21 protein-coding genes are annotated in these 23863 nt (G+C 71.8%); 17 read left to right on the top strand and 4 right to left on the bottom strand.

Annotation, left to right across the window (positions count from 1 at the left end; all coding sequences use genetic code 11):
• Positions 1-13 precede the first annotated feature (13 nt).
• Together B042_RS0101490 and B042_RS0101485 are read left to right on the top strand one after the other, a co-directional pair.
• The gene (locus B042_RS0101490) at positions 14-1264 is read left to right on the top strand and encodes a cytochrome P450 (RefSeq protein ID WP_028646736.1); all 1251 of its coding nucleotides are present in this window, start codon (positions 14-16) and stop codon (positions 1262-1264) included.
• A 225-nt stretch (positions 1265-1489) separates the two neighbouring features.
• Positions 1490-3235, top strand: a complete 1746-nt coding sequence (locus B042_RS0101485) for a serine/threonine-protein kinase (protein ID WP_028646735.1) — start codon at positions 1490-1492, stop codon at positions 3233-3235.
• Between the two features lie 49 nt (positions 3236-3284).
• On the opposite strand, the gene B042_RS0101480 is transcribed toward B042_RS0101485, so the two are convergent.
• Together B042_RS0101480 and B042_RS0101475 are read right to left on the bottom strand one after the other, a co-directional pair.
• Positions 3285-3962: a response regulator transcription factor gene (locus tag B042_RS0101480; protein WP_197024144.1), complete on the bottom strand. Its 678-nt coding sequence runs from the start codon at positions 3960-3962 to the stop codon at positions 3285-3287.
• On the bottom strand, positions 3959-5149 hold the full coding sequence (locus B042_RS0101475; protein ID WP_028646733.1) for a sensor histidine kinase: 1191 nt from the start codon (positions 5147-5149) through the stop codon (positions 3959-3961). Before B042_RS0101475 ends, B042_RS0101480 begins: the two co-directional genes overlap by 4 nt.
• A gap of 537 nt (positions 5150-5686) precedes the next feature.
• On the opposite strand from B042_RS0101475, the gene B042_RS0101465 reads away from it, so the two are divergent.
• The 3 genes from B042_RS0101465 (at position 5687) to B042_RS0101460 (ending at position 6977) form a co-directional block, all read left to right on the top strand.
• On the top strand, positions 5687-6490 hold the full coding sequence (locus B042_RS0101465) for an NAD(P)H-binding protein (protein WP_028646731.1): 804 nt from the start codon (positions 5687-5689) through the stop codon (positions 6488-6490).
• A gap of 104 nt (positions 6491-6594) precedes the next feature.
• Positions 6595-6750 (top strand): hypothetical protein, encoded by a 156-nt coding sequence (locus B042_RS25495; protein WP_155988815.1) that lies wholly within the window; start codon positions 6595-6597, stop codon positions 6748-6750.
• Between the two features lie 38 nt (positions 6751-6788).
• Positions 6789-6977, top strand: a complete 189-nt coding sequence (locus B042_RS0101460; protein ID WP_051415390.1) for a hypothetical protein — start codon at positions 6789-6791, stop codon at positions 6975-6977.
• 82 nt (positions 6978-7059) lie between these two features.
• Here B042_RS0101460 and B042_RS0101455 read toward each other — a convergent pair whose 3' ends face one another.
• Complete coding sequence (locus B042_RS0101455) at positions 7060-8214, bottom strand: acyl-CoA dehydrogenase family protein (RefSeq protein ID WP_028646729.1); 1155 nt, start codon at positions 8212-8214, stop codon at positions 7060-7062.
• Positions 8215-8385: 171 nt separating this feature from the next.
• On the opposite strand from B042_RS0101455, the gene B042_RS0101450 reads away from it, so the two are divergent.
• From B042_RS0101450 to B042_RS0101395, 12 genes are all read left to right on the top strand, one after another.
• On the top strand, positions 8386-9078 hold the full coding sequence (locus B042_RS0101450) for a TetR/AcrR family transcriptional regulator (RefSeq protein ID WP_036553635.1): 693 nt from the start codon (positions 8386-8388) through the stop codon (positions 9076-9078).
• Between the two features lie 50 nt (positions 9079-9128).
• Complete coding sequence (locus tag B042_RS0101445) at positions 9129-10751, top strand: peptide chain release factor 3 (RefSeq protein ID WP_028646727.1); 1623 nt, start codon at positions 9129-9131, stop codon at positions 10749-10751.
• Between the two features lie 682 nt (positions 10752-11433).
• On the top strand, positions 11434-12723 hold the full coding sequence (locus B042_RS0101440; RefSeq protein ID WP_028646726.1) for a citrate synthase: 1290 nt from the start codon (positions 11434-11436) through the stop codon (positions 12721-12723).
• A gap of 193 nt (positions 12724-12916) precedes the next feature.
• On the top strand, positions 12917-13636 hold the full coding sequence (locus B042_RS21625; protein ID WP_051415389.1) for an HdeD family acid-resistance protein: 720 nt from the start codon (positions 12917-12919) through the stop codon (positions 13634-13636).
• A gap of 218 nt (positions 13637-13854) precedes the next feature.
• A complete protein-coding gene (locus tag B042_RS0101430; RefSeq protein ID WP_028646725.1) occupies positions 13855-15069 on the top strand; it encodes a hypothetical protein in 1215 nt (404 codons plus the stop codon).
• A complete protein-coding gene (locus tag B042_RS0101425) occupies positions 15066-17393 on the top strand; it encodes a serine/threonine-protein kinase (protein ID WP_028646724.1) in 2328 nt (775 codons plus the stop codon). The genes B042_RS0101430 and B042_RS0101425 overlap by 4 nt, the downstream gene beginning before the upstream one ends.
• Positions 17394-17410: 17 nt before the next feature.
• A complete protein-coding gene (locus tag B042_RS0101420) occupies positions 17411-18622 on the top strand; it encodes a PP2C family serine/threonine-protein phosphatase (protein WP_028646723.1) in 1212 nt (403 codons plus the stop codon).
• Between the two features lie 69 nt (positions 18623-18691).
• The gene (locus B042_RS0101415) at positions 18692-19405 is read left to right on the top strand and encodes an FHA domain-containing protein (protein ID WP_028646722.1); all 714 of its coding nucleotides are present in this window, start codon (positions 18692-18694) and stop codon (positions 19403-19405) included.
• Between the two features lie 6 nt (positions 19406-19411).
• A complete protein-coding gene (locus B042_RS0101410; RefSeq protein WP_369797652.1) occupies positions 19412-20860 on the top strand; it encodes a hypothetical protein in 1449 nt (482 codons plus the stop codon).
• Positions 20861-20901: 41 nt separating this feature from the next.
• The gene (locus tag B042_RS0101405) at positions 20902-21735 is read left to right on the top strand and encodes a glutamate ABC transporter substrate-binding protein (protein ID WP_028646720.1); all 834 of its coding nucleotides are present in this window, start codon (positions 20902-20904) and stop codon (positions 21733-21735) included.
• Between the two features lie 89 nt (positions 21736-21824).
• Positions 21825-22124 carry a DUF6221 family protein gene (locus B042_RS0101400; protein WP_028646719.1) on the top strand — a complete coding sequence of 100 codons (300 nt, stop codon included), beginning with the start codon at positions 21825-21827 and terminating at the stop codon, positions 22122-22124.
• 87 nt (positions 22125-22211) lie between these two features.
• Positions 22212-23669: an SDR family oxidoreductase gene (locus tag B042_RS0101395; RefSeq protein WP_028646718.1), complete on the top strand. Its 1458-nt coding sequence runs from the start codon at positions 22212-22214 to the stop codon at positions 23667-23669.
• On the opposite strand, the gene B042_RS25490 is transcribed toward B042_RS0101395, so the two are convergent.
• On the bottom strand, positions 23648-23812 hold the full coding sequence (locus B042_RS25490) for a hypothetical protein (protein WP_155988813.1): 165 nt from the start codon (positions 23810-23812) through the stop codon (positions 23648-23650). The genes B042_RS0101395 and B042_RS25490 overlap by 22 nt on opposite strands.
• Positions 23813-23863: the final 51 nt, after the last annotated feature.

Raw genomic sequence — 23863 nt, 5'->3', positions numbered from 1 at the left:
CGACCCGTACGCCGTGTACGAGAAGCTGAGGGCCGAGTACGGTCCGCTGATCCCGATCGAGCTCGAACCGGGGGTGAACGCGTGGATCGTCACCGACTACCAGACCCTGGTCGCGTGGTCGCGGGACACGTCGAACTTCTCCTACGACCCCCGGAACTGGAAGGACTTCCGTGAGGGCCGGGTCGCCCCGGACTTTTCGCTCCTTCAGATGATGGCCCCGCGGCCCAACGCCCTGTACGTCGACGGTGTCGAGCACCAACGCTACCGGCGGGCGCTCTCGGACAGCCTCGGGGCCGTCCGGGAGACGTACCTGAGCGAGATCACCGAGCGCTACGCAGGAGGGCTGATCGACCGCTTCTGTGAACAGGGCACGGTGGACCTGGTCGACCAGTACGCGCGGCTCCTGCCGATCCTGGTCCTGAACGAGCTCTTCGGTTTCGATGAGGACCAGGGTCTGCGGTTCGCCGGGGCCATGCGCAAGGTCGTGGTGGGTGTGGACGCCGAACGCGCCAACGCCGAGGCCGAACGGGCCCTGTCGGAAGTGGTCGCCGCCAAGCACGCGAACCCGGGTGAGGACCTCACGTCCCGGCTGATCGGGCACCGGTCCGCGCTGACCGACGAGGAGGTGATCCAGCAGATGCGCCTCATGATGGCGTGGGGGGTCGAGACCGTCCTCGCGCTCACCTGCGCCTCCGTCCGTGCTGCTCTCACCGGTTCGGCCCTCTCACCGGGGCGGGCACCGTCCCGGACCGCTCTCGCCGAGCTCGTCGACCGGGTTCTGTGGGAGTCGCCGCCGATCACGAACTTCCCGGCCGTCTACCCGCGTGTGGACATCCCGGTCGGCGGGGGGCGCGTGATCGATGCCGGGACGCCGATCCTCCTGGGCCTGGCGGCCGCGAACCACTTCTACCGTTTGGAGAACGCCGAGCGGTTGGAGGAGGCCCCCAACCGCGCCCACCTCGCCTGGGGGGCCGGACCGCACCGCTGCCCGGCCCGCGACGAGGCCACCGTCATCACGATCGTCGCGCTGCGCACGCTGTTCGAGCGGCTGCCCGACCTGGGTCTGGCCGTTCCTCCACAGGAACTGCGCTGGTACGTCACCAACCTGGCCTCCGTCTTTGTCGACCTTCCGGTTCGGTTCACGCCGACGAGCCGCCGTTCACCGGAGGAGACCAAGGCCCCGTTGCCGTCCGAGGGAGGCCGTCCCTCGTCTGTCCTGTCGAGCCTGTCCGACTTCCTGGTGAGGCTGCTGCGCGGTTCCTGAGGGAGCGCGGGGGCACGTCGGGGCGACACGCCCGGGGGACATCTCTGCGAAGGGGATGTTCTCTGCTGTTTTCGGCGGGTCTCCCCAAATCATGGGCGTGGTGTCCGGTATCAGGCCGCCTCCGGTGCCGATCCTGGGCGTGCCATGGGACGCCCCGATTCCCTACACTCATGAGCGGCCCCGCGTCCCCGCCCCCTTCCCCCCTCAGAGGAAACCGCATCAGAGATGAGAAGCCCCGAAACCGAAACCGGCCGTGAACTGGTCGGCCGGTACCGCTTGGACGAAGTCATCGGTGCGGGCGGCATGGGCCGGGTGTGGCGGGGGACCGACCTCCTCCTGGACCGCCCCGTCGCCGTCAAGGAACTGACCACGCCGCCCAACCTCCCCGAACGCGAGGTCGAGGTGCTCAGGACCCGGATGCTCCGGGAAGCGCGCAGCGCCGCACAGTTGAGCCACCCCTCCATCATCACGGTGTTCGACGTCGTGGAGGTGGACGGCCGCCCGTGGATCGTCATGGAGCTGGTGCGCGGCCCCTCCCTGGGCGACCTCGTCCGTCAGGAGGAGCGCCTCTCCGTGCGCAGGACCGCCGACATCGGCGAGCAGATGTGCGCGGGCCTGTCCGAGGCGCACGGCCGGGGCATCGTGCACCGCGACATCAAACCCGGCAACGTGCTCATCGCCGGGAACGACCGCGCGGTGGTCACCGACTTCGGTATCGCCCATGTCGACGGCTCCACCCATCTGACCAGCACCGGCCTGCTCATCGGGTCGCCCCGCTACCTGGCACCGGAGGTCGCCGAGGGGTACCCGGCCACCGCGGCCTCGGACGCGTGGGCCCTGGGCGTCACCCTCTACCAGTCGGTGGAGGGCTCCCTTCCGTTCGACCGGCCCACCCCCATGGGGACGCTGACGGCGATCGTGACCCAGGACCTGCCCGCATCGGTCCACGCGGGGGCGCTCCGCCCGATCCTGGAAGGGTTGTGCGAGAAGCGGGCGGAGAACCGCCCCTCGATCGCTGAGGTGCGCACCCGCCTGCGCGGGCTCCGCGACGCCGACGCGTCGGCCGCCGTGGTTTTGGCCCCGGCTCCCGACCCGGTCCCCGCCACAGAGGTGTTCGGGGCTCCCGAGGAGCCCGAGACCGCCGCGCACGACACGACGTCGGAGACGTCCGCCGCGTCGGCGCCTCCGGAACCCGAACCCGCGACGGCCGTGGCCGGGTCGGGAGCCGGGGCCGCGTCCGAAGCGGACGGGACCCCCGTGGTGCCCTGGTCGGACCGGGGCGAGGAGCCCGCTCCGGGCAACGCGGTCCGCAGACTGCTGGTCGCCGCGGCCGTGCTCGTGGTCCTCGCCGCCACCGCGACGACGGTCTACCTGGTCAGCGCGAACCGGCTCGGCGGCGGGGCCTCCGCCGACCTCGTGGAGGGCTCCGGCGAAGGTTCGCAGTCCCCCGCGACGGGGTCTGCCTCGGACGCGCCGCCCCCGGAGGAGACCGCCGCCGATACGCCGCCGTCCTCGGAGGAGGCGGACGAGTGGGACTTCCTCGTCCGTCACGAGGACCCCAGCGGGTTCGCCGTCGACGTCCCCGAGAACTGGACGGAGGAGCGCGACGGGCACATGGTGTACTTCCGGGGCCCGGACGGTGCCTACCTGCTCGTCGACCAGGGCGACGACCCGGGGCCCGACGCCGCTGCCGACTGGCGCGACTACGAGCCGCAGGCGCGCGGGAGTTTCGGCAGCGGGTACGAGCTCATCGGCATCGAGGAGGTCCAGGGCGGCTGGGCCGACGGCTACCTCACCGCCGCCGACTGGGAGTTCACCTTCACCAGCGGAGGCCGGGAGATGCACGCCATCAATCGCGGATTCCACACCGAGACCAAGGGCTACGCGCTCTTCCTGGTGACCCCGGACGACCCGGGGGCCAACCACGCGCTGATCGACCGGATGGCGCGGACCTTCGAACCCGCCTCCTGACCCGGCCGCTGCGGGAGGGCCGTCCCTCCCGCAGCGGATTCCCCGCCCCCTACAGCAGCCGGGCGTCGTGTACGAGCAGGGCGATCTGGACCCGGTTGTTCAGGTCGAGTTTGGTGAGGATGCTGGACACGTGTGTCTTGACCGTGGGCACGCTCAGGAACAGGCGGGCGGCGATGTCGGCGTTGGACCGGCCCTCGCCCACGGCCACCGCCACGTCCCGTTCGCGGGCGTTGAGCGCCGACAGCCGCTCCCGGGCCCGCGCGGTGCGCTCACCGTGGTCGTCGGCGGCCACCCGGTCGATCAGGCGGCGCGTCACCTCGGGGGAGAGGACCGGTAGCCCGCGGGCCACCTGGCGGACCGACTCCACGATCTGCGCCGGCGGGGTGTCCTTGAGCAGGAACCCGGCGGCGCCCGCGCGCAGGGCGCGCAGGACGTGCTCGTCGGCGTCGAAGGTGGTGAGTACGAGCACCTCCGGCGGGTCGGGCAGGGCGCGCAGCCGCTTGGTGGCGGTCAGGCCGTCCACTGTCGGCATGCGGATGTCCATCAGCACCACGTCGGGGGAGTACCGGCCGACCAGGCCGAGCACCGCGCCGCCGTCCTCGGCCTCGGCGAGGACCGTGATGTCGGGGGCGCCGCCCATCATCATCACCAGCCCCACACGCACCAGCGCGTCGTCATCGACGAGGATCACGCCGATCTCCGGGGCTCCCGCTCGCGTCTCGTTCATGGGGGCCACGGTAGCCACACGGACAGATACCAGCCACCGGTGTCGGTGGGGCCGTGCTCCAGGCGCCCCGTGGCCAGCGACACCCGTTCGGCCAACCCGACCAGCCCCTGGCCGGTCCCCGTGACCGCCGCGGGCGTGCCGGGGGAGGCCGCGGGGCCGTTGCGCACCTCCAGTGTCAGCCCTTCCCCGGGGCCACCCGCGACCCGGACCCGGGTATCGGCCCCCGGCGCGTGCTTGCGGACGTTGGTCAGGGCCTCCTGCACGGCCCGGTAGACGGTGCGGCCCACCCGCTCGGGCACCGTTCCCGTGTACTCGCGCACGAGTTCGACCCGTCCCGCGACGTCGTCCACCTCCGCCACGAGCTGGGGCAGGTCGGCGATGGTGGGCTGGGGGAGTTCGCCCACGGGGGCGCGCAGCACCCCGATGACCTCCCGCAGGTCCTGGAGGGCCTGGTGCGCGCTCTCGCGGATCACCCCGGCCGAGCGGGCGACCTCCTCGGGGGAGGCGTCCGGCCGGTACTCCAGGGCGCCCGCGTGGACGCTGAGCATGGACAGCCGGTGGCCCAGCACGTCGTGGATCTCCCGGGCGATCGACTCCCGTACCTGGTGCTGGGCCCGCTCCGCCCGGAGCCGGGCCTCGGTCTCGGCGTGCACGGCGCGGTCGCGCAGCGACTCCACGAGCCGCCGCCGGTGGTGGACGGTCAGCCCCCAGCAGGTGGCGGCGGCCTGGAGGGTCACCCCCATGATGAGGAAGACCAGCATGGAGACCACGGGGTCCGGCCAGATCACCACGTTGACGTAGGCCGCCGGTACGGACAGCGCGAAGACGGTCAGGCTGACCTTCGGGGGGCGGTGGACCGCCACGGAGAAGAGGGCGATGAGCATCGCCCCGGCCACGAGCGAGGAGAGGGCGGAGAGCAGCACCAGGACGACGGCCAGTTCCACCGGCCACCGGCGCCGCCACCACAGCGCCGTGCAGCCCGCGAGGGCGACGAGCTGTTCGGTGGCGGACAGCCACACGGGCGGTTCAGGTCCGGTCTCGGGTGCCTGCACCGCGTGCCGCGGTCCGCTCAGGTCCAGGGCCTCCACCAGACCGAACCCGACGGCGAGCAGGAACATGGCCAGATCCACGACCCAGTCGCGCGCGCTGCGCCGCCATCGTCCTCCGGAGACCGTGGAAGTGTCCATCGCCCCGGAGTCTACGGTTCGTCCGCGTGGTGCGGCACCGAGCGCGGCGGCTTTCGATCCGAGGTCGCACTGGTCGATACTTTGGTCGCCCGGACGGGCGGCGGACCGGTGCTCGCGCGGGGGCGGGGGTGGACCGGTCCGCCGCGGCGGGAACGCCGCCGGTGATGGGCTTCGGGGCGCGCGGAAAATCATCGAGGGCACTGGGGTACTCGTCTTCCTCATCGGGGTCGGCGGCACCATCGACCACCTGTGGCACCAGCCGTTCCCCGGGATCGTCCTCAACTCTTTCAACCGCTTCGTCGTGCCGAACACGGGCCTCTTCCAGGAGCACGCCCTGTTCGCCAACCCCGCGGTGGCGGTGCTCGGCGCGGCCCTCGTGCTGGCCGCCGGGTCGCCGACCCGGCGCCGCTGAGCCGTGCCCCGGCCTCGGAGCCGTCACGCGCGGTGCCGGGCGGTCGGTAGCGTGGGGGCTCGCGGGGCGCCGTAACACCGGGGGAGGCGCTTCCCGGAGCGCAACGACCGTGGGGGACCTGCCCGATGAGCACACTCGTCACCGGAGCCACCGGCTGCGTGGGCCGGCTGGTCCTGACCGCGCTGCACAGCCGTGGCCTGTCCGTGACAGGGGCCTCACGGACCTCAGGTGTGCACTTGGACTGGACGGACACCTCTGACTGGGACGCCGCGCTCAAGGGGGCGGAGCGCGTCTTCGCCGTGGTTCCGGTGGGCCTGGGCGGCAGGGTGGTCGGCTTCCTGGAGCGGGCAGCCGAGGCGGGGGTGGGCCGGGCCGTCCTCGTGTCCGCGATGGGCGGGCTCTCCGCTGACCCCGAGTACGCGCGGGCCGAGCGCAGGGCCGCGGAGCTGTTCGACACGTGGACCGTGCTGCGCCCCAACTGGTTGGACCAGGACTTCACCGAGGGCGTCTTCGCCCGGTTGGCGCGGGGGCGCGGCGGCAAGCTCGAACTCCCCGTCAGGAAGGGGACTGCGGTCAGCTTCGTCGATGCCAGGGATGTGGCCTCCGTCGCGGTGGCCGCGCTCCTGGAGGAGGGGCACCACGGGCGGGAGTACGAGCTCACCGGCCCGCAGGCGCTCACGTTCAAGCAGGTGGTGCGCATGACCCGGGGCACCGAGAGCCCGGTGTGGCGGTTCAAGCCGGTGGACGAGGCGGGGTTCTACTTCCGGGCCACCGACCGGGGCTGGGGTGAGCGCTACGTCGACGCCCTCAACGAGCGGTTCGCCGCCGCCGTCGCGGGCCGCGCCGCGGAGGTCACCGGGGACGTGCGCGCCGCGCTGGGCCGCGACCCGATCCCGGTGGCGCGGTTCGTCCGCGAGTGCACGCTCTGACGCGATCCCGGTTCTGCGCGGCCTGGTCCGGTCGGACCAGGGCCGTGGAGCGCACGCTGCACCTCACCGCCACGGTCGTCCCGGACACCGGACTCGGCGGTTAGGTGGGCCAGAGCCGTCGAGGTCGGGGCCGCCTCCCGGGGGCGGTGGAGGAGGCCGTCGCCCACCGTCGTGGGGCCCTTGGGCCGTACTTCGAGGACGAGGAGGCCTCCGAGCTTTCGACGCTGGCCGTGCCCGCCGACGTCCGCGTCCCCGCCTGACGGGGCCGCACTTTCCGGTTCTCTCCGGCCGTGAGGCCATGCGTGCCTTGGGAAAGTCGGGTTCGACCGTCTCTCCACGCGCGGACCGCACCAAGCTCCGCAAAGCCCGCAGAACGGTGATCGTTCCCCTGTACGAGGAGATCAAGCGCGGCACTCTACGGTCGGTCCTGGTCCAACCCGGTCTGAGCCTGGAGGAGCTCCGCAGCCTTCTTACGAGGCCGGTCTGATGGAGCGGCCCCCCGGGCGCACGTCACCCGGGGGCCTGTTCCCCGTTCCGGCACCGGCGCGTGCGGGCGGGAGCCCGGGGGCCTACTTGAGGAGCTGGCGGGCCATGACCATGCGCTGGATCTGGTTGGTGCCCTCGTAGATCTGGGTGATCTTGGCGTCGCGCATCATGCGCTCCAGCGGGAAGTCCTTCACGTAACCGGCACCGCCCAGCAACTGCACGGCGTCGGTGGTGATCTCCATGGCCGCGTCGGAGGCGTAGCACTTGGCCGCGGCGCCGTAGAAGGGCAGGTCGTCGTCGCCCCGCTCGGACTTGGCCGCGGCGACGTAGACCATCTGGCGGGCGGTCTCCAGCTTCATGGCCATGTCGGCGAGCATGAACTGCACTCCCTGGAAGTCGGCGATGGCCCTGCCGAACTGCTTGCGCTCCTTGACGTAGGCCACGGCCTGGTCCAGGGCGCCCTGGGCGATGCCGACGGCCTGGGCACCGATGGTGACCCGGGTGTGGTCGAGGGTGCGCAGGGCGAGCTTGAGGCCCTCGCCGGGCGCGCCGACGATGCGGTCCCCGGGCACGCGCACGTCGTCGAAGAACAGTTCGCGCGTGGGGGAGCCCTTGATACCGAGCTTGCGCTCGGGCTCGCCGAACGTGAAGCCCGCGTCGTCCTTGTGCAGGACGAACGCGGAGATGTTGCCGCCGCGCTTACCGTCTGGGTCGGTCACGGCCAGCACCGTGTAGTACTCGCTGACGCCGGCGTTGGTGATCCACGACTTCTGGCCGTTGAGGATCCAGCCGTCGCCGTCGGCCACCGCTTGGGTGCGCATGCTGGCGGTGTCGGAGCCGGCCTCGCGCTCGGACAGGCCGTAGGAGAACATCGCCGCGCCGCTGGCGACCTCGGGCAGGTAGCGCCGCTTGACCTCCTCGGAGGCACCGAGGATCACCGGCATGGTGCCGAGCTTGTTGACCGCGGGGATCAGTGAGGAGGAGGCGCACACGCGGGCCACCTCCTCGATGACGATGCAGGTGGCCAGCGCGTCGGCGCCCGCACCGCCGTACTCCTCCCCGATGTGGGGGGCGTGGAAGTCCGTGGCGACCAGGGCGTCGTGGGCGGACTGGGGGAAGGCGGAGGCCTCGTCGACCTCGGCGGCGTGCGGCGCGATCTTGTCCTCGGCGACAGCGCGCACGGCCTCGCGCAGCTCCTCGTGCTCGTCGCTGGTCCTGAACAGGTCGAAGTCGCTCATGTCGCTTCCCTCTCCACGGTGTCTGCCGCCCCGGTGTTTGGCACTGCGTGCCCTAGTATGGCATCCAGTGTCAGAGTAGGCGGTGGAGCGTCCGAAGTACACCGGGGGACGGTAGCTTCGGGTCACCGAGTGGGACACCTGGTCTCACCGCGCGTGGCGGAGGGGGACCCGATGGCCGGAACGGACACACGCGGGGTCGTGCTCGCGGCGGTACGGCTGTTCACGGAAGCCGGGTTCGAGGCGACCACCATGGAGGGCATCGCCGCGGCCACGGGGGTCAGCCGCCGCAGCCTCTTCCGCCGGTTCGGCTCGAAGGAGGACATCCTCTTCGCCGAGCACGACGAACTCTTCGCGACCGTCGCCCGCTTCTTGGAGGCCTCCCCCGACGCACCCCTGGACGCGGTGTGCTCGGCCGCCCGCCTGGTCCTCCAGGGCTACCTGCGCGACCCGGAGATCACCGTCCCCCGGTACCGCCTGGTCCGTGCCCACACGCGGCTGCGTGACCGGGAGGTGGCCATGACCGCCCGATACCAGGCAGCGTTCACCCGCCATTTGGCGGCGGGGACCGGCGGGGAGCACTCCCTTGAGGCCGGCATGGTCGCCGCCTCGCTCATCGCCGCGCACAACCACGTGCTCAGGTCCTGGCTCCGCGGCCCCGGACAGGAGCCCGAAGCGGTGTGGGAGCGCTTCGACGCCGCGGTGGACCTCGTGCGCCGCACAGCGGGGCCCCTGCTGACGGCCTCCGAGCCCGGGGAGGGGGCTGCCGGGAACGTGGTCGTCGCCGTCTATCCGGGCGGCACCGGCCGCGCGGAGCTGCTGCGCCGTGTCGGCGACGCGGTGTTCGGCGCGCGCGGGCGCGCGTAGGCTGGACCCGTCGGTGAACAGGCGGCGACGGGGATGCGAGGAAGCGGCGGATGAGCGTGGACCAGGAGGCCGGGACGCGGCAGGGGGTCGAGGTCGCTCGGGAGGCGGGGCGCCGCCGTACGTTCGCGGTCATCTCCCACCCCGACGCCGGCAAGTCGACGCTGACCGAGGCGCTGGCCCTGCACGCGTCGGCGATCTCCTCGGCCGGAGCGGTCCACGGCAAGGGCGACCGCAAGGGCGTCACCTCCGACTGGATGCAGATGGAGCAGGAGCGCGGGATCTCCATCACCTCCGCCGCGCTGCGCATCGACTACGACGACCGCGTCCTCAACCTGCTGGACACCCCCGGCCACGCCGACTTCTCCGAGGACACCTACCGTGTGCTCTCCGCGGTGGACTGCGCGATCATGCTGCTGGACTCGGCCAAGGGCCTGGAGCCGCAGACGCTCAAGCTGTTCGACGTGTGCCGCGCGCGGCGGATGCCCGTCATCACCTTCGTCAACAAGTGGGACCGGCCCGGGCGCGAGCCGCTGGAGCTGCTGGACGAGATCGAACAGCGGATCGGTCTGCGGCCCACGCCGCTGAACTGGCCCGTGGGCATCGCGGGCGACTTCCGAGGCCTGATCGACCGCGCGAGCGGCACCTACACCAAGATGACCCGTACCCCGGGTGGTGCCAGCAAGGCCGTGGAGCGGGTGCTCTCGGACGAGGAGGCCGCCCGGGTCGAGGGGGCCGAGTGGGAGCGGGCGGTCGAGGAGATCGAACTGCTGGAGGCGCTGGGCGCCGACTACGATGAGGCCTCGTTCCTGGCGGGGGAGTCCTCACCGGTGCTGTTCGGCGCCGCTCTGCCCAACTTCGGGGTGGGCCACCTGCTGGAGACCGTGGTCGGGCTCGCCCCCGCACCCGCGGCCAAGGCCGACGAGAAGGACGAGCCGCGCCCGGTGGCCGCCCCGTTCTCCGGTCAGGTGTTCAAGATGCAGGCCAACATGGACAAGAACCACCGGGACCGGATGGCGTTCGTGCGCATCTCCTCGGGCCGGTTCGACCGGGGGATGGTGCTCACCCACGCGGCCACGGGGCGCCCGTTCGCGACCAAGTACACCCAGGCGGTCTTCGGAGCGGACCGCTCCACCATCGACGCCGCCTACCCCGGTGACGTGATCGCGCTGGTCAACGCCCAGGCCCTGGCGGTGGGAGACACGCTCTACGACGGTCCCAGGGTCGTCTTCCCGGCGATCCCGAGCTTCGCGCCGGAGCACTTCGTGGTGGCGCGGGCCCTGGACGCGGGCAAGTACAAGCAGTTCCAGCGGGGGATCGCCCAGTTGGACGCCGAGGGCGTGGTGCAGGTGCTGTCCTCGGACGTGCGGGGTGAGCAGGCCCCGGTGCTGGCCGCGGTGGGCCCGCTCCAGTTCGACGTGGTCAGGGCCCGAATGGAGCAGGAGTTCCGGTCACCGATCGAGACCTCCCCGCTGGACTACTCGGTGGCGCGGCGCACCGACGCCGAGTCCGCGCCCGCGCTGCACGCGCTGTCGGGGGCCGAGGTGCTGAAGCGGCGCGGAGATGGTGAACTCCTGGTGCTGGTGCACAACAAGTGGCGGCTGCGCGTGATCGAGCGGGACCACCCCGAACTGTTCATGGAACCGCTCCTGGCCGGCGGGGTCGACGAGGGATAGTGCGCTTTCCGAACACGGCGCGGCCGTGTTCGGCCCCTATTCGTATGGGCGGCGGTGCCCTGCTCCCGCGGACGGCTTCCGCCGCCCGTCCGAAACCGTACGGCCTGCTTCCTCCCGTCCCCTTTTCCTTACCTCGCCCGCGTCCATGTGGGCTGGGCCGCGCCGTGCGTGACTTGTGGGGCGCGGGTATTGATGTGAGGTACGGAGGGCAGGATCACCGGCTCCGGTGCCCCCGCCTCAAACCCTGTGATCAGGGCGAAGGTACTCTGGGAGAGGCCGCTAGAGCGCGTGCGTGCACGCCGGCGCAGCGGACCGTGCGGCATTCGTACACGTGCGTGGGGGTGTCCGCGGCCCCGTCTCCGCGCCGGGTGCCGGGGCGCTCGGGGGACCGCTGGGAGAGGCCGCACGGCACGGGTGACCCCGGTGCCGTCGATCCCCTCCCAGGGAGATCACGGAGTAATCGGAGTTCGGCAAAGTTTGTAAATCTTCACCTTGCGGTAATTCTTATCACGTCCTGGGTATGTGTTGCATGTCACCTGTTCGTGAATCGGTGAAACTTATATGATTTTGCTTAACCGTCGTTTAACAAAACAGAACACCAACGAGTGAACACGGTCACGGCGGCTACCGCCCCGTGTCGTGCACCTCACGTATCCCCCGCCTGGAAAGGTTGACCTCGGGCATGAGCGAAGACGACAAAGAGCGCACGGCAGAGCTCCACTACGAGGGCGGAACTCTGACACTTCCGGTGTTCACCGGTACCGAGGGTGAGCGCACCATCGAGCTGAAGACCCTGCTGGGCTCGGCCGGTATGACCACCCTGGACCCGGGGTTCGGCAACACCGCTTCGTGCAGCTCGAAGATCACCTACATCGACGGAGCCGCCGGCATCCTGCGCTACCGCGGGTATCCCATCGAGGACCTCGCCGTGGGCAGCAGCTTCCTTGAGGTCGCCTACCTGGTGATCTACGGTGAACTGCCGGAGCCGGGCGCGCTCAAGGAGTTCTCCGACAAGCTGCGTGAGAACGCCGACATCCCGGCGGAGATGAACACCCTCATCGACGCGATGCCCCGCCAGGGCCACCCCATGTCGCTGTTGGCCGCCGCGGTGAACACGCTCGCCGCCTACTACGCCGACAGCGCCGACCCGTCCGACGAGAACCAGGTGGAGACCGCCACGATCCGGCTGTTGGCCAAGCTGCCGACGATCGCGGCCCGCATCTACCGCAACTCCATCGGCGAGAAGCCGATCGGGCCGAACGACTCCCTCGACTACGTCGAGAACTTCATCCGGATGACCTTCGGCGACAAGGCCGCCGACGGTGAGTTGGGAGACCTGTTCGGCAAGGCCGTCGACCTGCTGCTCATCCTGCACGCCGACCACGAGCTGAACTGCTCCACCGCCACCGTGCGCGTGGTCGGTTCCTCGCAGGCCGACATCTACGCGAGCATCGCCTCGGGCGTCAACGCCCTGTCCGGCCCGTCCCACGGCGGGGCCAACCAGGCCGTGCTGGAGATGCTGGAGGAGATCCGTGACTCCGGCACCAGCATCGGCGACTTCCTGGAGCGGGTGAAGGCCCGTGAGGTCCGCCTGATGGGCTTCGGACACCGCGTCTACAAGAACTTCGACCCGCGAAGCAAGGAGATCAAGGGTCTGGCCAGCCAGATCCTCGACCGCGACGAGAACCCCGACGCGCTGTTCTCCCTGGCTCTCAAGCTTGAGGCCGCCGCGCTCGCCGATCCCTACTTCACCGAGCGCAAGCTCTACCCGAACGTCGACTTCTACACCGGCGTCATCTACCGCACCATGGGCTTCCCGACCAACATGTTCACCGTGTTGTTCGCGCTGGGCCGACTGCCCGGGTGGATCGCCCACTTCCGCGAGCAACTGCACGACCCGGCCTTCCGGATCGCGCGTCCGCGTCAGCACTACATCGGTTCCGGCGAGCGCCGCTACCCCGGCCAGGGCTGACCGCCCGCCGCCGACGCCCGCTCCCGGCTCCGGGAGCGGGCGTTCGCCGTTCCGGGACCGGGCGGGTTCGGCGTATACCGTCCTTTACCCCTGTCTTGGTGCCCCGTCGGCCGTCGGTGTGCGACCTTGGGGTCAGCGCACACCGTGGTCCCGTGATCACGGGACCACGAAGTCGGGGTGCGGGGAGGCTGAGATGGTCCGGTACGTGCTCGCCGGTGACCTGTTCGCGCAGACGAGCCGGAACTGGTGGCTGATGGTCCTGCGCGGGACCGCCGCCGTGCTCTTCGGCGTGCTCGCGGTTTTGTGGCCAGGACCGACCCTGGTGGCGCTGGCCGTGGTCTTTGGTGCCTTCGCACTGGTCGACGGCTGCTTCCTGGCCGCGGCGGCCCTCCGCGCACCCCGCGGGTCCCGTACGGGAACGGCCGCGCGAGCGGTGCTCGGCATCATCCTGGGCCTGGTCGCGCTCCTCTGGCCGTTGGCGGCGCTGGTCGCCCTGGTGTTCGTCATCGGCTTCTGGGCCGTCCTCACCGGGGTCTTCGAGATCATCACCGCCGTGCGGCTGCGCGCTCACATCAGCTCCGAGTGGCTGCTGGTCTTCGCCGGTGCCCTGTCCGTCGTGTTCGGTCTGCTGCTGTGGTTCTGGCCCCTGGTGGGGGCCGAGGTCCTCCTCCTGGCGGTGGGGGTCTACGCGGTCATCCTCGGCGTGGTGCTCGTGGTGGCCGGTCTGCGGCTCCGCAGTGCTTCCGGCCAGGGGACCGACGCCCGGGAACGGGCCGCGGACACCGTCGACACCGGGATCGCCGACACGGGAACCGGTGGCCCCGAGGAGCGGCAGCCCGGGGGAGGGGGCCGGCACCGCGCGCCGGGACGGCGGGCGCGTCCCCCCGAAGAGTTTCCCGAGGACACGGCCTGACCGGTCGGCCACCCGCACGGACCGTTTTCCGGACACGCCACGCCTCACAGCACTCATGACCGCAACTCCGGCATTCCCTTGTGGTTTGGGAGCGCTCCCGCCAGACTCGTCCTAGCGGATAACGGATCACCGGTCGTCGGCGGGCAACGCGGACACGGGTGTGCGACAGGGGGAGTGCGGGGAAGGTGGGCGGCGCACACGGGGCGGAGAGCACCCCGATGAGCTGGGAGGGCATCGACCACGCACTCAACCGGGTGCGAGGTGAGGCCGACCGGATCACCCTCGACCTCGCGGACCTGGACCGCCGTATCGTCCACCGGATGCCCAGGGCCACTGACCTGGCCGGACGCACCCGCGAACGCTGGGAGGCCGTGGAGGAGCACGTCCACGGCCTACGGGACCTCACCTCCGCCCTCCGGGAGGTCGTCGACCACGCCACCGGACTGCGCGCCACCGGGGATCTTGAGAGCCGGACCGAGATCGGCCGCCTCCTCGACGGGCCGTCCGTGGAGGCACCGCTGGGCCCGATCACCTTCGCCGAGGCCGTCGCCCGGATCTGTGCCCGCTACTCGGTGGTCACCGAGACCGTCTCCGCGGTGGAGACCGCCTGGGACGCCCTCGGCCCCCGGATCGCCGAGCTCGACGCCGTGTGGAACGACATCGGCACCCTCGCCGACATGGTCGGACTCGACAGGACCGAGTACGACCCGCTCGGGGCCGCCGTCTTCCACCAGGCCGAGGTGGTGCGGTTCGATCCCCTCTCCCTCGTGGACGACGGGCGTGTGGACACCTCCGCACTGGAGCGCCTGCGCGGACGGCTCGAACGCACCCGCGGGGAACTGCGCGACGCCCTGCGCATGCGCGACTCCTACGACGAGAACGTCACCCGCCTGCGCTACGCGGTCGACGACGTGGCGGTGGTCCTGAGCCGGGCCCGCGGTCTGCGGGCCACGGTCGTGGCGAGGATCTCCCGCCCAGCCGCCCCCGACGTCCCCGATCCCGTGCCCGACCTGCGCGCGGCCGTCGCGGACCTGGATCGCCTGCGCGACGCCGGGCGCTGGCGCGACCTCGGCACCCGGTTGGGAGAACTTCAGCGGGACATCCATGAGGCGACGGACACCGCCCGCGAACGGGAGGCCGCCCTCACCGGTCTCCTGGAGAGCAGGGCGCGGCTCCGCGGTCGCCTGGACGCCTACCGCTCCCGTGCCGTCCGGGCCGGGTGCGCCGACGACGGCCGCCTCGCCGGGCTGCACGGCGAGGCGCACTGGGAGCTGTGGAGCACACCGTGTGACCTGCCCGCGGCCACCGAGACCCTGTCCGCGTACCTGCGCAGGCTCCGGGAACTGGCGGAACCCACTTCCCCCGAAGGCAGAACCATCCTCGGTCCGGTGGCATCGGACGGGGAAAGCGATGGCGGTGGTGTGGTCAGATGACGATGTGCACTGCGCCGGGCTGCGGCGGCCCGGTCGAGGACGGGGTCTGTGGTGTGTGCGGACGTCCCGCCGTCGGCCTTCCCCCTCCCGGAGGCCGTGGGCGCTCCGCCCACGACGCCGTCGTTAGGCAGTGGCTCTCCTCCGGCCCGGCCGGACCCGACCCCGTCCGCTCCCACCCGATCTCCTCCGGCGACGTTCGGATCTCCGGCCGCTCCGGCCCCGGAGCGCCGACCGGGAACGGGGGGGTCCGGGGCGGGGCCTCCGTCCCGGGCCGATCCCCGACGCGCTCCATGCGCGGCATGCTCGGCCTGGGGATGGTCGAGATGCCGGCTGTCCCCTACCGGGAGCCCTCCGAGGCGGTCCTGTCCGAGCCCGTGGTCGCGGAGAGGAACCGGTTCTGCGGCAACTGCGGGGAGAAGGTGGGCCGGTCGCGGGGCGACCGGCCGGGACGGGCCGAGGGCTACTGCACCGCCTGCGGGACTTCCTTCTCCTTCACCCCCAGGCTTGCCCCAGGGGACATGGTCGGCGGACAGTACGAGGTGCTCGGCTGCCTGGCCCACGGCGGACTCGGCTGGATCTACCTGGCGAGGGACCGCAACGTCAACGACCGGTGGGTGGTGCTCAAGGGCCTGCTCAACGTCGGTGACGCCGAGGCGCACAGGGCGGCCGCCGCAGAGCGGGCGTTCCTGTCCGAGGTCGAGCACCCCAACATCGTCAAGATCATCAACTTCTCCCAGTACCCCGATCCGCGCACCGGCGTCCCCGTCGGCCACATCGTCATGGAGTACGTCGGCGGGAGGTCGCTGCGCCAGTTGCTGACCGAAGCCGGGGAGACCGCCGCCGGACGGGGGGTCCTCCCACTGGACCAGGTCATCGCCTACGGCCTGGAGGGCCTGCGGGCCCTGGGCTACCTGCACTCCAAGGGGCTGCTCTACTGCGACTTCAAGCCGGACAACGTCATCCAGGGCGAGGAGCAGATCACGCTCATCGACCTGGGCGGCGTGCGCCGGGTGGACGACACCGGGAGCCCGGTGTACACCACGCCCGGATACCGCGTCCCGGAGGAGGAGCTGCGCGGCCCCGGCCCCTCCGTCAGCTCCGACCTGTACTCGGTGGGACGGAGCCTGGCCGTGCTCGCCTTCCGGTTCGACGCCGTGCGCACGTATCAGTACGCCCTTCCGCCCCGATCGTCCGTGCCGCTGCTCCAGCGCCACGAGTCCTTCGACCGGCTGCTGCGCCGGAGCACCCACCTCGAACCCGAACTGCGTTTCCACGACGCGGGCGACATGGCCGACCAGCTCACCGGAGTCCTGCGCGAGGTCCTGTCCGAGATCAGGGGTGCGCCCCACCCCGCCCCCTCGACGCTGTTCGGCGGGGAGAACCACACCGTGGGCACGAGCGCCCGTGACGCCGACCTCATGCTGGTCCCGCCCTCGCCCACCGAGGCGGCCGCGCTTCTGCCCACCCCGCTGATCGACCCCGGGGACCCGGCAGCCCAGCACCTGCGCGGCTTCTCCGCGCTGTCCTCGGACGAGCTGGTCCACGCCCTGCTGGGGATGGCCTCCCCGACCCCCGAGACCCTGCTCGCGCTGTGCCGGGCACTGATCACCGCGGGCCGTTTCGGCGAGGCCATGGACGCCCTTCAGCGGTTCAGCGAGCGAGTCCCCGGCGACTGGCGCACCATGTGGCACCTCGCCGTCGCCGAACTCGGCACCGGCCGCTTCCACGAGGCGGCCGACCACTTCGACCGGCTCTACGACCACCTGCCCGGGGAGAGCGCCCCCAAGCTCGGCCTGGCCATCGCCACCGAGCGGACCGGTGACCACAGGACCGCCGCCGACCAGTACCGGACGGTGTGGGGCACCGACCACTCCTTCGTCAGCGCCGCGTTCGGACTGGCGCGCATCCGCCTCGCGCAGGGCGACCGGGCCGCCGCGATCGCCGTCTTGGACACGGTGCCCGAACTGTCCAGCATGTACGTTCACGCCCAGACGGCACTCGTATCCGTCCTCGCCGCCCGGCACCCCGCCACGGAGGTCGGGGACTTCCTGGAGGCGGGCCGACGGCTGGAACGGCTCGGACTGGACGCCGAGACCTCCGACCGCCTGGGGGTCAGAGTGCTGGAGAGCCTCCTCTCCTGGCTCGGCCCGGGCGGCCGAGCCCCGGGGGGCGAGGAGGTCCTGGGCGCTCCACCGACCGAGGACGGGGTACGTAGCAACCTGGAGCGCCGCTACCGGGCCCTGGCGCACCGTGCCGACACGGTACGGGAGCGCCACGAGCTCATAGACAAGGCCAACTCCCTACGCCCCGTGACACTGCTGTGAGGAACGAGGGAACCGCGATGACCAAGGTGCGCACCTGCCCCGCGTGCTCCGACAGGGTGGCCGCTGGCGACGCCTTCTGCGAAGGGTGCGGACGCACCCTTCCGGGCGAGATCCGGGACGTCCCCGCCGAGCGTTCCAGCACGGCGATCACCGCACCGCAGGTGAGCCTGTCGGGCTCGGTCGGAGACGCAGCGGGGGACCGTCCGGGGCTGGCGCCGGACGAGGGCGCCCCCACCGCGCCGCAGGTGAGCCTGGCCGGTGGGGCCTCCGGCCGTGACGAGGACGCCATGGTGACCCGCGACCTCTGGCGCGGCCCCACGGACGGTGCCTCCGCCGCCCCGGCCGACCCCGCCACGTGCGTGTGGTGTCCGGGCCGGGTGCGGGACGGCTACTGCGGTGCCTGCGAGCGCCTCCAGCCCACCGGACGCGACCACGTCGCCGTGCGCGTCCCCGGCGCGGTCGGCGTCAGCGACCGGGGGCTGCGGCACAAGCGCAACGAGGACGCCATGGCGCTCCGGGTCCTGGACACCGGCACGGTGGTCGCTGTGGTCTGCGACGGGGTGTCCAGCTCCCCCCGCTCCGACGAGGCGTCCAGGGTGACCGCCGAGACGGGTGCCGAAGTCCTCGCCGAACGCGTCCGCCGGGGTGAGGACCCGAGGGAGGCGACCGGCGCGGCGATGATCGAGGCAGCCCAGGCCGTCGCCGCGATCGCGGAGTCACCCGGTTCCGCGCCCGCCTGCACCTTCGTCTCGGCGGTGGTGTGCCCCGACACCGGAGAGGTCACGGTCGGATGGGTCGGCGACAGCCGCGCCTACTGGGTCTCCGACGGTCCCGGCTCCAGCGCCTCCGCACTGCTCACCAAGGACGACTCCTGGAGTGAGGCCATGGTGGAGGCCGGGGTGCTCTCCCGAGAGGAGGCGATGCGTTCGGCCAACGCTCACGCCCTCGTCGCCTGGATGGGTGCCGACTCCGGCAAGGTCGACGCGCATATCTCCACCGTCACGCCCTCCGGCCCCGGAGCTGTGGTCCTGTGCAGCGACGGCCTGTGGAACTACTACCCCGAGGCCGAGAAGCTGGCTGCCGCCGTGTCCGGAGCGGCCACCGCACCCGAGGGCACCGCCCGCCGGTACGTCGATCTCGCCCTCGCGGCCGGTGGCAAGGACAACGTCACCGTTGTGGTCGTCCCCGTCCCCGAGGGGTGGGGCAGACCCGGCGACAGAGAACACTGAGTGCTTCCCGGGCCCCGGGGCGGTCGCACACGGCACCGCTTCGGGGCCCTCGGGTAGGAGTGACCCCCCATGCCCAGTTGCCCCGCAGGGCACGTGTCCGCCGCCCCCGACTTCTGCGACGTCTGCGGCCTCCGCCTCCAGGAGGCCGCACCGCCCCCTCCGGCCCCGCGGCCCTGGAACGGTCCGTCGACGGCTCCGCCGCACACCGAGTCGCAGGCGGCGTCGCAGCCGTGCGCCGACGGGCCCCGGGGCGGCCCCTGCCCGGACTGCGGTACGTCCCGGGTCGGCCGGTTCTGCGAGGAGTGCGGGTTCGATTTCGCCTCGCAGTCTGAGGACCGGTACCCGCGCCGACCCGGCCTGGACGGGGCCCTCGCCGATGCGCGCTGGCGCGCGATCGTGTCCCCCGACCCGGCCTACTACCAGTACATGGTCGACCGGGGCATGATCGACCCCGCCCAGATCGCCTATCCCGTACAGCGTGCGCAGCGTAGGCTCACTCTTCGGGGTGAACGGGTACATATCGGTCGGCGTAGCAAGTCGCGCGGTCTCACCCCGGAGATCGACCTGGGAGGCCCCGAGGGCGACCCCGCGGTCTCCCACGAACACGCGGTCCTGCTGCCCCGGCTCGGAGGGACCTGGTCCCTGCTCGACGCCGGTTCGACCAACGGCACCACCATCAACGGAACCGCCGACCCCATCCCCCGCAACATGGAGGTTCCCCTGTATGACAGCGACAGGATCTACGTCGGAGCGTGGACCGTCATCACCATCCAGAGGGGATGAGCGCCGGTGACCCGTCCCGGCACCGGAGAGCGCGTACCGGTGCGCCGCCGTGCCTCGACCCCGCTCCGGGTGTGGACCCTGACCGGAGTGTGCCTCGCCATGATCGCCGGACTCTTCTCGTCCTCGGCCCTGGCCCTGGGACAGGCACGTGACGGGCTGTACGTCCTGGGCCGCGACGCCGGTCCGCGGGCGATGGCCACCACTGACCTCTACCTGGCCCTGGCCGACATGGACGCCCGGGTGGCGGACGTGCTCCTCATGGGGACCGGCCACGACCTGGGCTCCGGCCGCGAGGACGCCCTGGAGCGCTACGGGTCCAGCCGCGACCGCGCCAACGAAGCGCTGCTCCAGGCGGCCTCACTCACTGAGGGCGACAGCGTGGAGGAGCGCAACGTCCAGGAGGTCCTCGACGGGATGGGGGACTACGAGCGCCTCGCCACCCAGGCGCGCCTGTCCAACGACCGGGCGGAGGCGCCCCCGGGGGAGGTGGACGCGGCGGCGCTGGCGGAGTACCGCCGCGCGACCAGGCTGATGCACACCGAGCTGCTGCCCAAGGCGTTCAACCTGGGCCTGGACTCCTCGGCCATCGTGCGGCGCAACCACGGGGACGGACAGCGCTCCGTCGCTCTGGGCCTGGTGTGGGTCTGCGGGGCCGGCACGGCGGCCCTCGCGTCGCTGGCGGGACTCCAGCTCTACTTCCGCGCGCGGTTCCGGCGCAGGTTCAATCCACCGCTCCTGGCGGCGACGGCCGGGACGGTCGCCCTCACCGTCGGGGTGGTCCTCGTCCTGAACACGGGCAGCGGGCACCAGCACGACGCCAAGGAGGAGGGGCTGGACGCCGCCATGGCGCTGGCACGGGCCGGCGCGCTCGCCACCGACATGCAGGCGGATCAGAGCCGCTACCTCGCCGACCCCGGACAGGCCGACGCCTACCAGCAGGTGTACCTGGAGCGGGCCCAGCAGATCCTGTTCCGTCCCGCGGAGAACCTCGATGCCTACTACGCGCGGGTGGACGAGGTGGCCGCCGCCTACCCGGACCTGCCGGGGGGACGGGAAGGGGACGGTGACCCGGGCACGCTCGGCTACCTCGGGGAGCGCGCCCAGGAGGCGATCCTGCCGGGACAGGAGCACGAGGACGCGCTGGCCGAGGTCCTGGAGTGCTACGACCGGCTCCAGGAACAGGACGGTGCGCTCAGGGAGGCCGCCCGCGACGGTGACACGGACACGGCGATCGCGGTGCGGATGGCGATCGCCGACTCCGAGAACGGCACCTTCCCGGACTGCCAGAGCGCGCTGGACGGGCTGACCGAACTGCACGTGGAGGCGTTCCACGAGGGGATCGAGAGGGGAGAGGCGGTGCTGTCGCTGTGGGCGTGGCTGCCGACGGCCGGATCCCTGGCCCTGCTCGGCCTGGTCCTGCTGGGGGTCCGGCCCCGGCTCGCGGAGTACCGGTGAGGCCGGGAACGCCGATCCGTCCGAGAGACGGGGAGAGGGGCATGGGAGTGCGATGCGGACGCGGGGCGGCGGCCTCGGCGATCGTGCTGGCGCTGGGGGCGTCGGCCTGCTCGGCGCTGGGCACGGAGCCGCCGTCGGTCCTGGACGGGGCGACGCTCACTGTGGGGGTCAAGTACGACCAGCCCGGCCTGGGACTGGAGGGGCCCGACGGTGAGCTCACCGGCTTCGACGTGGACGTCGCCCACTACCTCGCGGAGCGGATGGGCTTCCCCCCGGAACGGGTGGAACTGGCCGGGGTCACCTCCGCCGAGCGGGAGAAGGTGCTCGTCGGCGGTGAGGTGGACATGGTGGTGGCGACCTACTCCATCACCCAGGCGCGCAAGACCGAGGTGACGTTCGGCGGTCCCTACTACGTGGCCCAGCAGGACCTGATGGTGGCCGCAGACGACACCGGCATCCAGGGTGTGCACGATCTGGAGGGGCGCAGGCTCTGCCAGGCCCGGGGGTCGTACTCGTCGACGCGGGTCACCGAGGGGCTGGGTATCGGCGCCGAACTCGTGGAGGCGCCGAGCTACAGCGCGTGCGTCGACGCGCTGAGGGAGGGCGAGGTGGACGCGGTGTCCACCGACGACCTGATCCTCGCGGGTTTCCTCGCGCGGGAGCCCGAGGCTTTCCGCCTGGTCAACAGCCCGTTCACACAGGAGAAGTACGGTGTCGGGCTGCCCCACGGGGACGTGCGGGCCTGCGAAGTGGTCAACAAGGCGATCACCGAGATGTACCAGGACGGCACCGCCGAGGGGCTGCTGGAGACCTGGTTCGGCGACGGCGACCCGGAGGTCCTCACGAGCGTTCCCCAGTTCGAGGGGTGCGTCTGAATCCGGCGTGTGGCCCGATGCGGGCCTATCGCAGATACTAAACCGAACATAGGGAAGATAGGACAGTGTGGACAGGAGGGGGTCGTCCGTTGACGATCGTGGAGTTCCTGAACGCCCGGTTGGACGAGGATGAACGTGCGTCCAAGGCCGTTCCCGAGGGGTCCCGGGGACGGGACCGGGCTCTGGCCGAAGTGGCGGCCAAGCGCAGGATCGTCCAGGGGTACACCCGGGCGCACTCCCAGAGCATGCGCAGCATCGACCCCTCCTCCCGGCCCTCCCCCGGAGGCGGGGACCCGTGGGCGGAACTGCTCGCCTGGCGGCTGGCCCTCAAGTACCTGGCCTCCGTGTACAAGGGCCACCCCCGGTTTGACCCCTCCTGGGAGGAGTAGCGGGACCAGCCATCGCGGTCCCCGGGTGCGCGTAGGGTTCCTCTTGGCCCCGCACAGGGGCGCACGAGGACAGCGGTGGAGCCAGCGGTGACGGAAACGACGACGGAGACGGCGGGGATCGACCCGGAGCATCTGAGGGTGTGCCTGGAGGTACTCCAGCGTGCAGAGGGGCTGCCGAGCAGGCATCCGGACTCGCTCACCCTGCAACGGGCTACCGCCAAGCTCTTCAAGAGCCTCAAGGCCCACCGGCGCCGGGAGCGCAGGGCCGCGGAGAAGGCGCACGACGACGCTGTCCTGGCGGCCACCGCCACCGCAGCGCCGGACCGGATCGACGACGAGACCAACGGCCGCGCTCTCGCCGGTACCGCGACGGGAGCGCTGGCCGGAGTCCTGCGCAGGCCCCGGCCCTGCTATGTCTGCAAGCAGAAGTACACCGAGGTCGACGCCTTTTACCACCAGATGTGCCCGCCGTGCGCGGACCTCAACAGGCGGCGCCGCGCCGCGCGTACCGACCTGACCGGCCGCCGGGCCCTGCTCACCGGCGGCCGCGCCAAGATCGGGATGTACATCGCCCTGAGGCTGCTCCGCGACGGCGCGCACACCACGGTCACCACCCGCTTCCCCAAGGACGCCGTGCGCCGGTTCGCGGCCATGCCCGACAGCGACCGGTGGCTGCACCGCCTTCGGGTGGTCGGCATCGACCTGCGCGACCCCGCCCAGGTGCTCCGGCTGGCCGACTCCGTGGCCGAGCAGGGGCACCTGGACATCCTCATCAACAACGCCGCGCAGACCGTCAAGCGCGCGCCGGGCTCCTACGGGCCGCTGGTGGAGGCCGAGGCGCTGCCGCTCACCGGCGAGGGCCTGCCCCGGCCGCTGGTCCTGGGCGGGGTGCGGCCCCAGGCCCTGGAGGGGGCCGGCGGGGAGGGGCCGGTGCCGGGCGGCGCGCGCTTCACCCCGGAGATGCTCGCCTCGCTGGCGCTGACCACCGGCTCCGCCTCCATGGAGCGGGTGCGGCAGGGCACGGCCATCGACGCGGGCGGGCTGGTGCCGGACCTGGCCCCCGTCAACAGCTGGACGCGCAAGGTCGGCGAGGTCGACCCGGTGGAGATGCTGGAGGTGCAGCTCTGCAACGTGAGCGCGCCGTTCCTGCTCGTGGACCGGCTGCGCCCGGCGCTGGCCGCCTCCCCAGCCCGGCGCACCTACGTCGTCAACGTGTCGGCGATGGAGGGCGTGTTCGGCCGCGGGTACAAGGGGCCCGGCCACCCCCACACCAACATGGCCAAGGCCGCATTGAACATGCTCACCCGTACCGGCTCCCAGGAGATGCTGGAGACCGACGGCATCCTCATGACCAGTGTGGACACGGGATGGATCACCGACGAGCGCCCGCACCCGGACAAGGAGCGCATCGCCGGGGAGGGCTTCCACGCGCCGCTGGACCTGGAGGACGGCGCGGCGCGCGTGTACGACCCGATCGTCCGCGGCGAGCTGGGCGAGGACCTGCACGGCTGCTTTCTGAAGGACTACGCCCCCGCCCAGTGGTAGGGCCCGGCCTCGCCCCCGGTGAGGACGAGGCCCGCACGCGGGTCGGCCCCGACCGTGTGCACCGGGTCCGTCTCGGCGTGCCGACCGGTGTCGAGGCGGTGCGGACCGCGCACGTCCCAGGAGCGGCGGTCCCGCGATCGCACGGTGAGCAGCCCCTCGCGGGCACCGACGCAGGAGGTACGCCGTGGAATCCG

Source organism: Nocardiopsis sp. CNT312 (assembly GCF_000515115.1).
Lineage (GTDB): Bacteria > Actinomycetota > Actinomycetes > Streptosporangiales > Streptosporangiaceae > Nocardiopsis.
The sequence above is the reverse complement of the archived record's forward strand: the minus strand, read 5'-3'. Positions and strand labels throughout refer to the sequence as shown.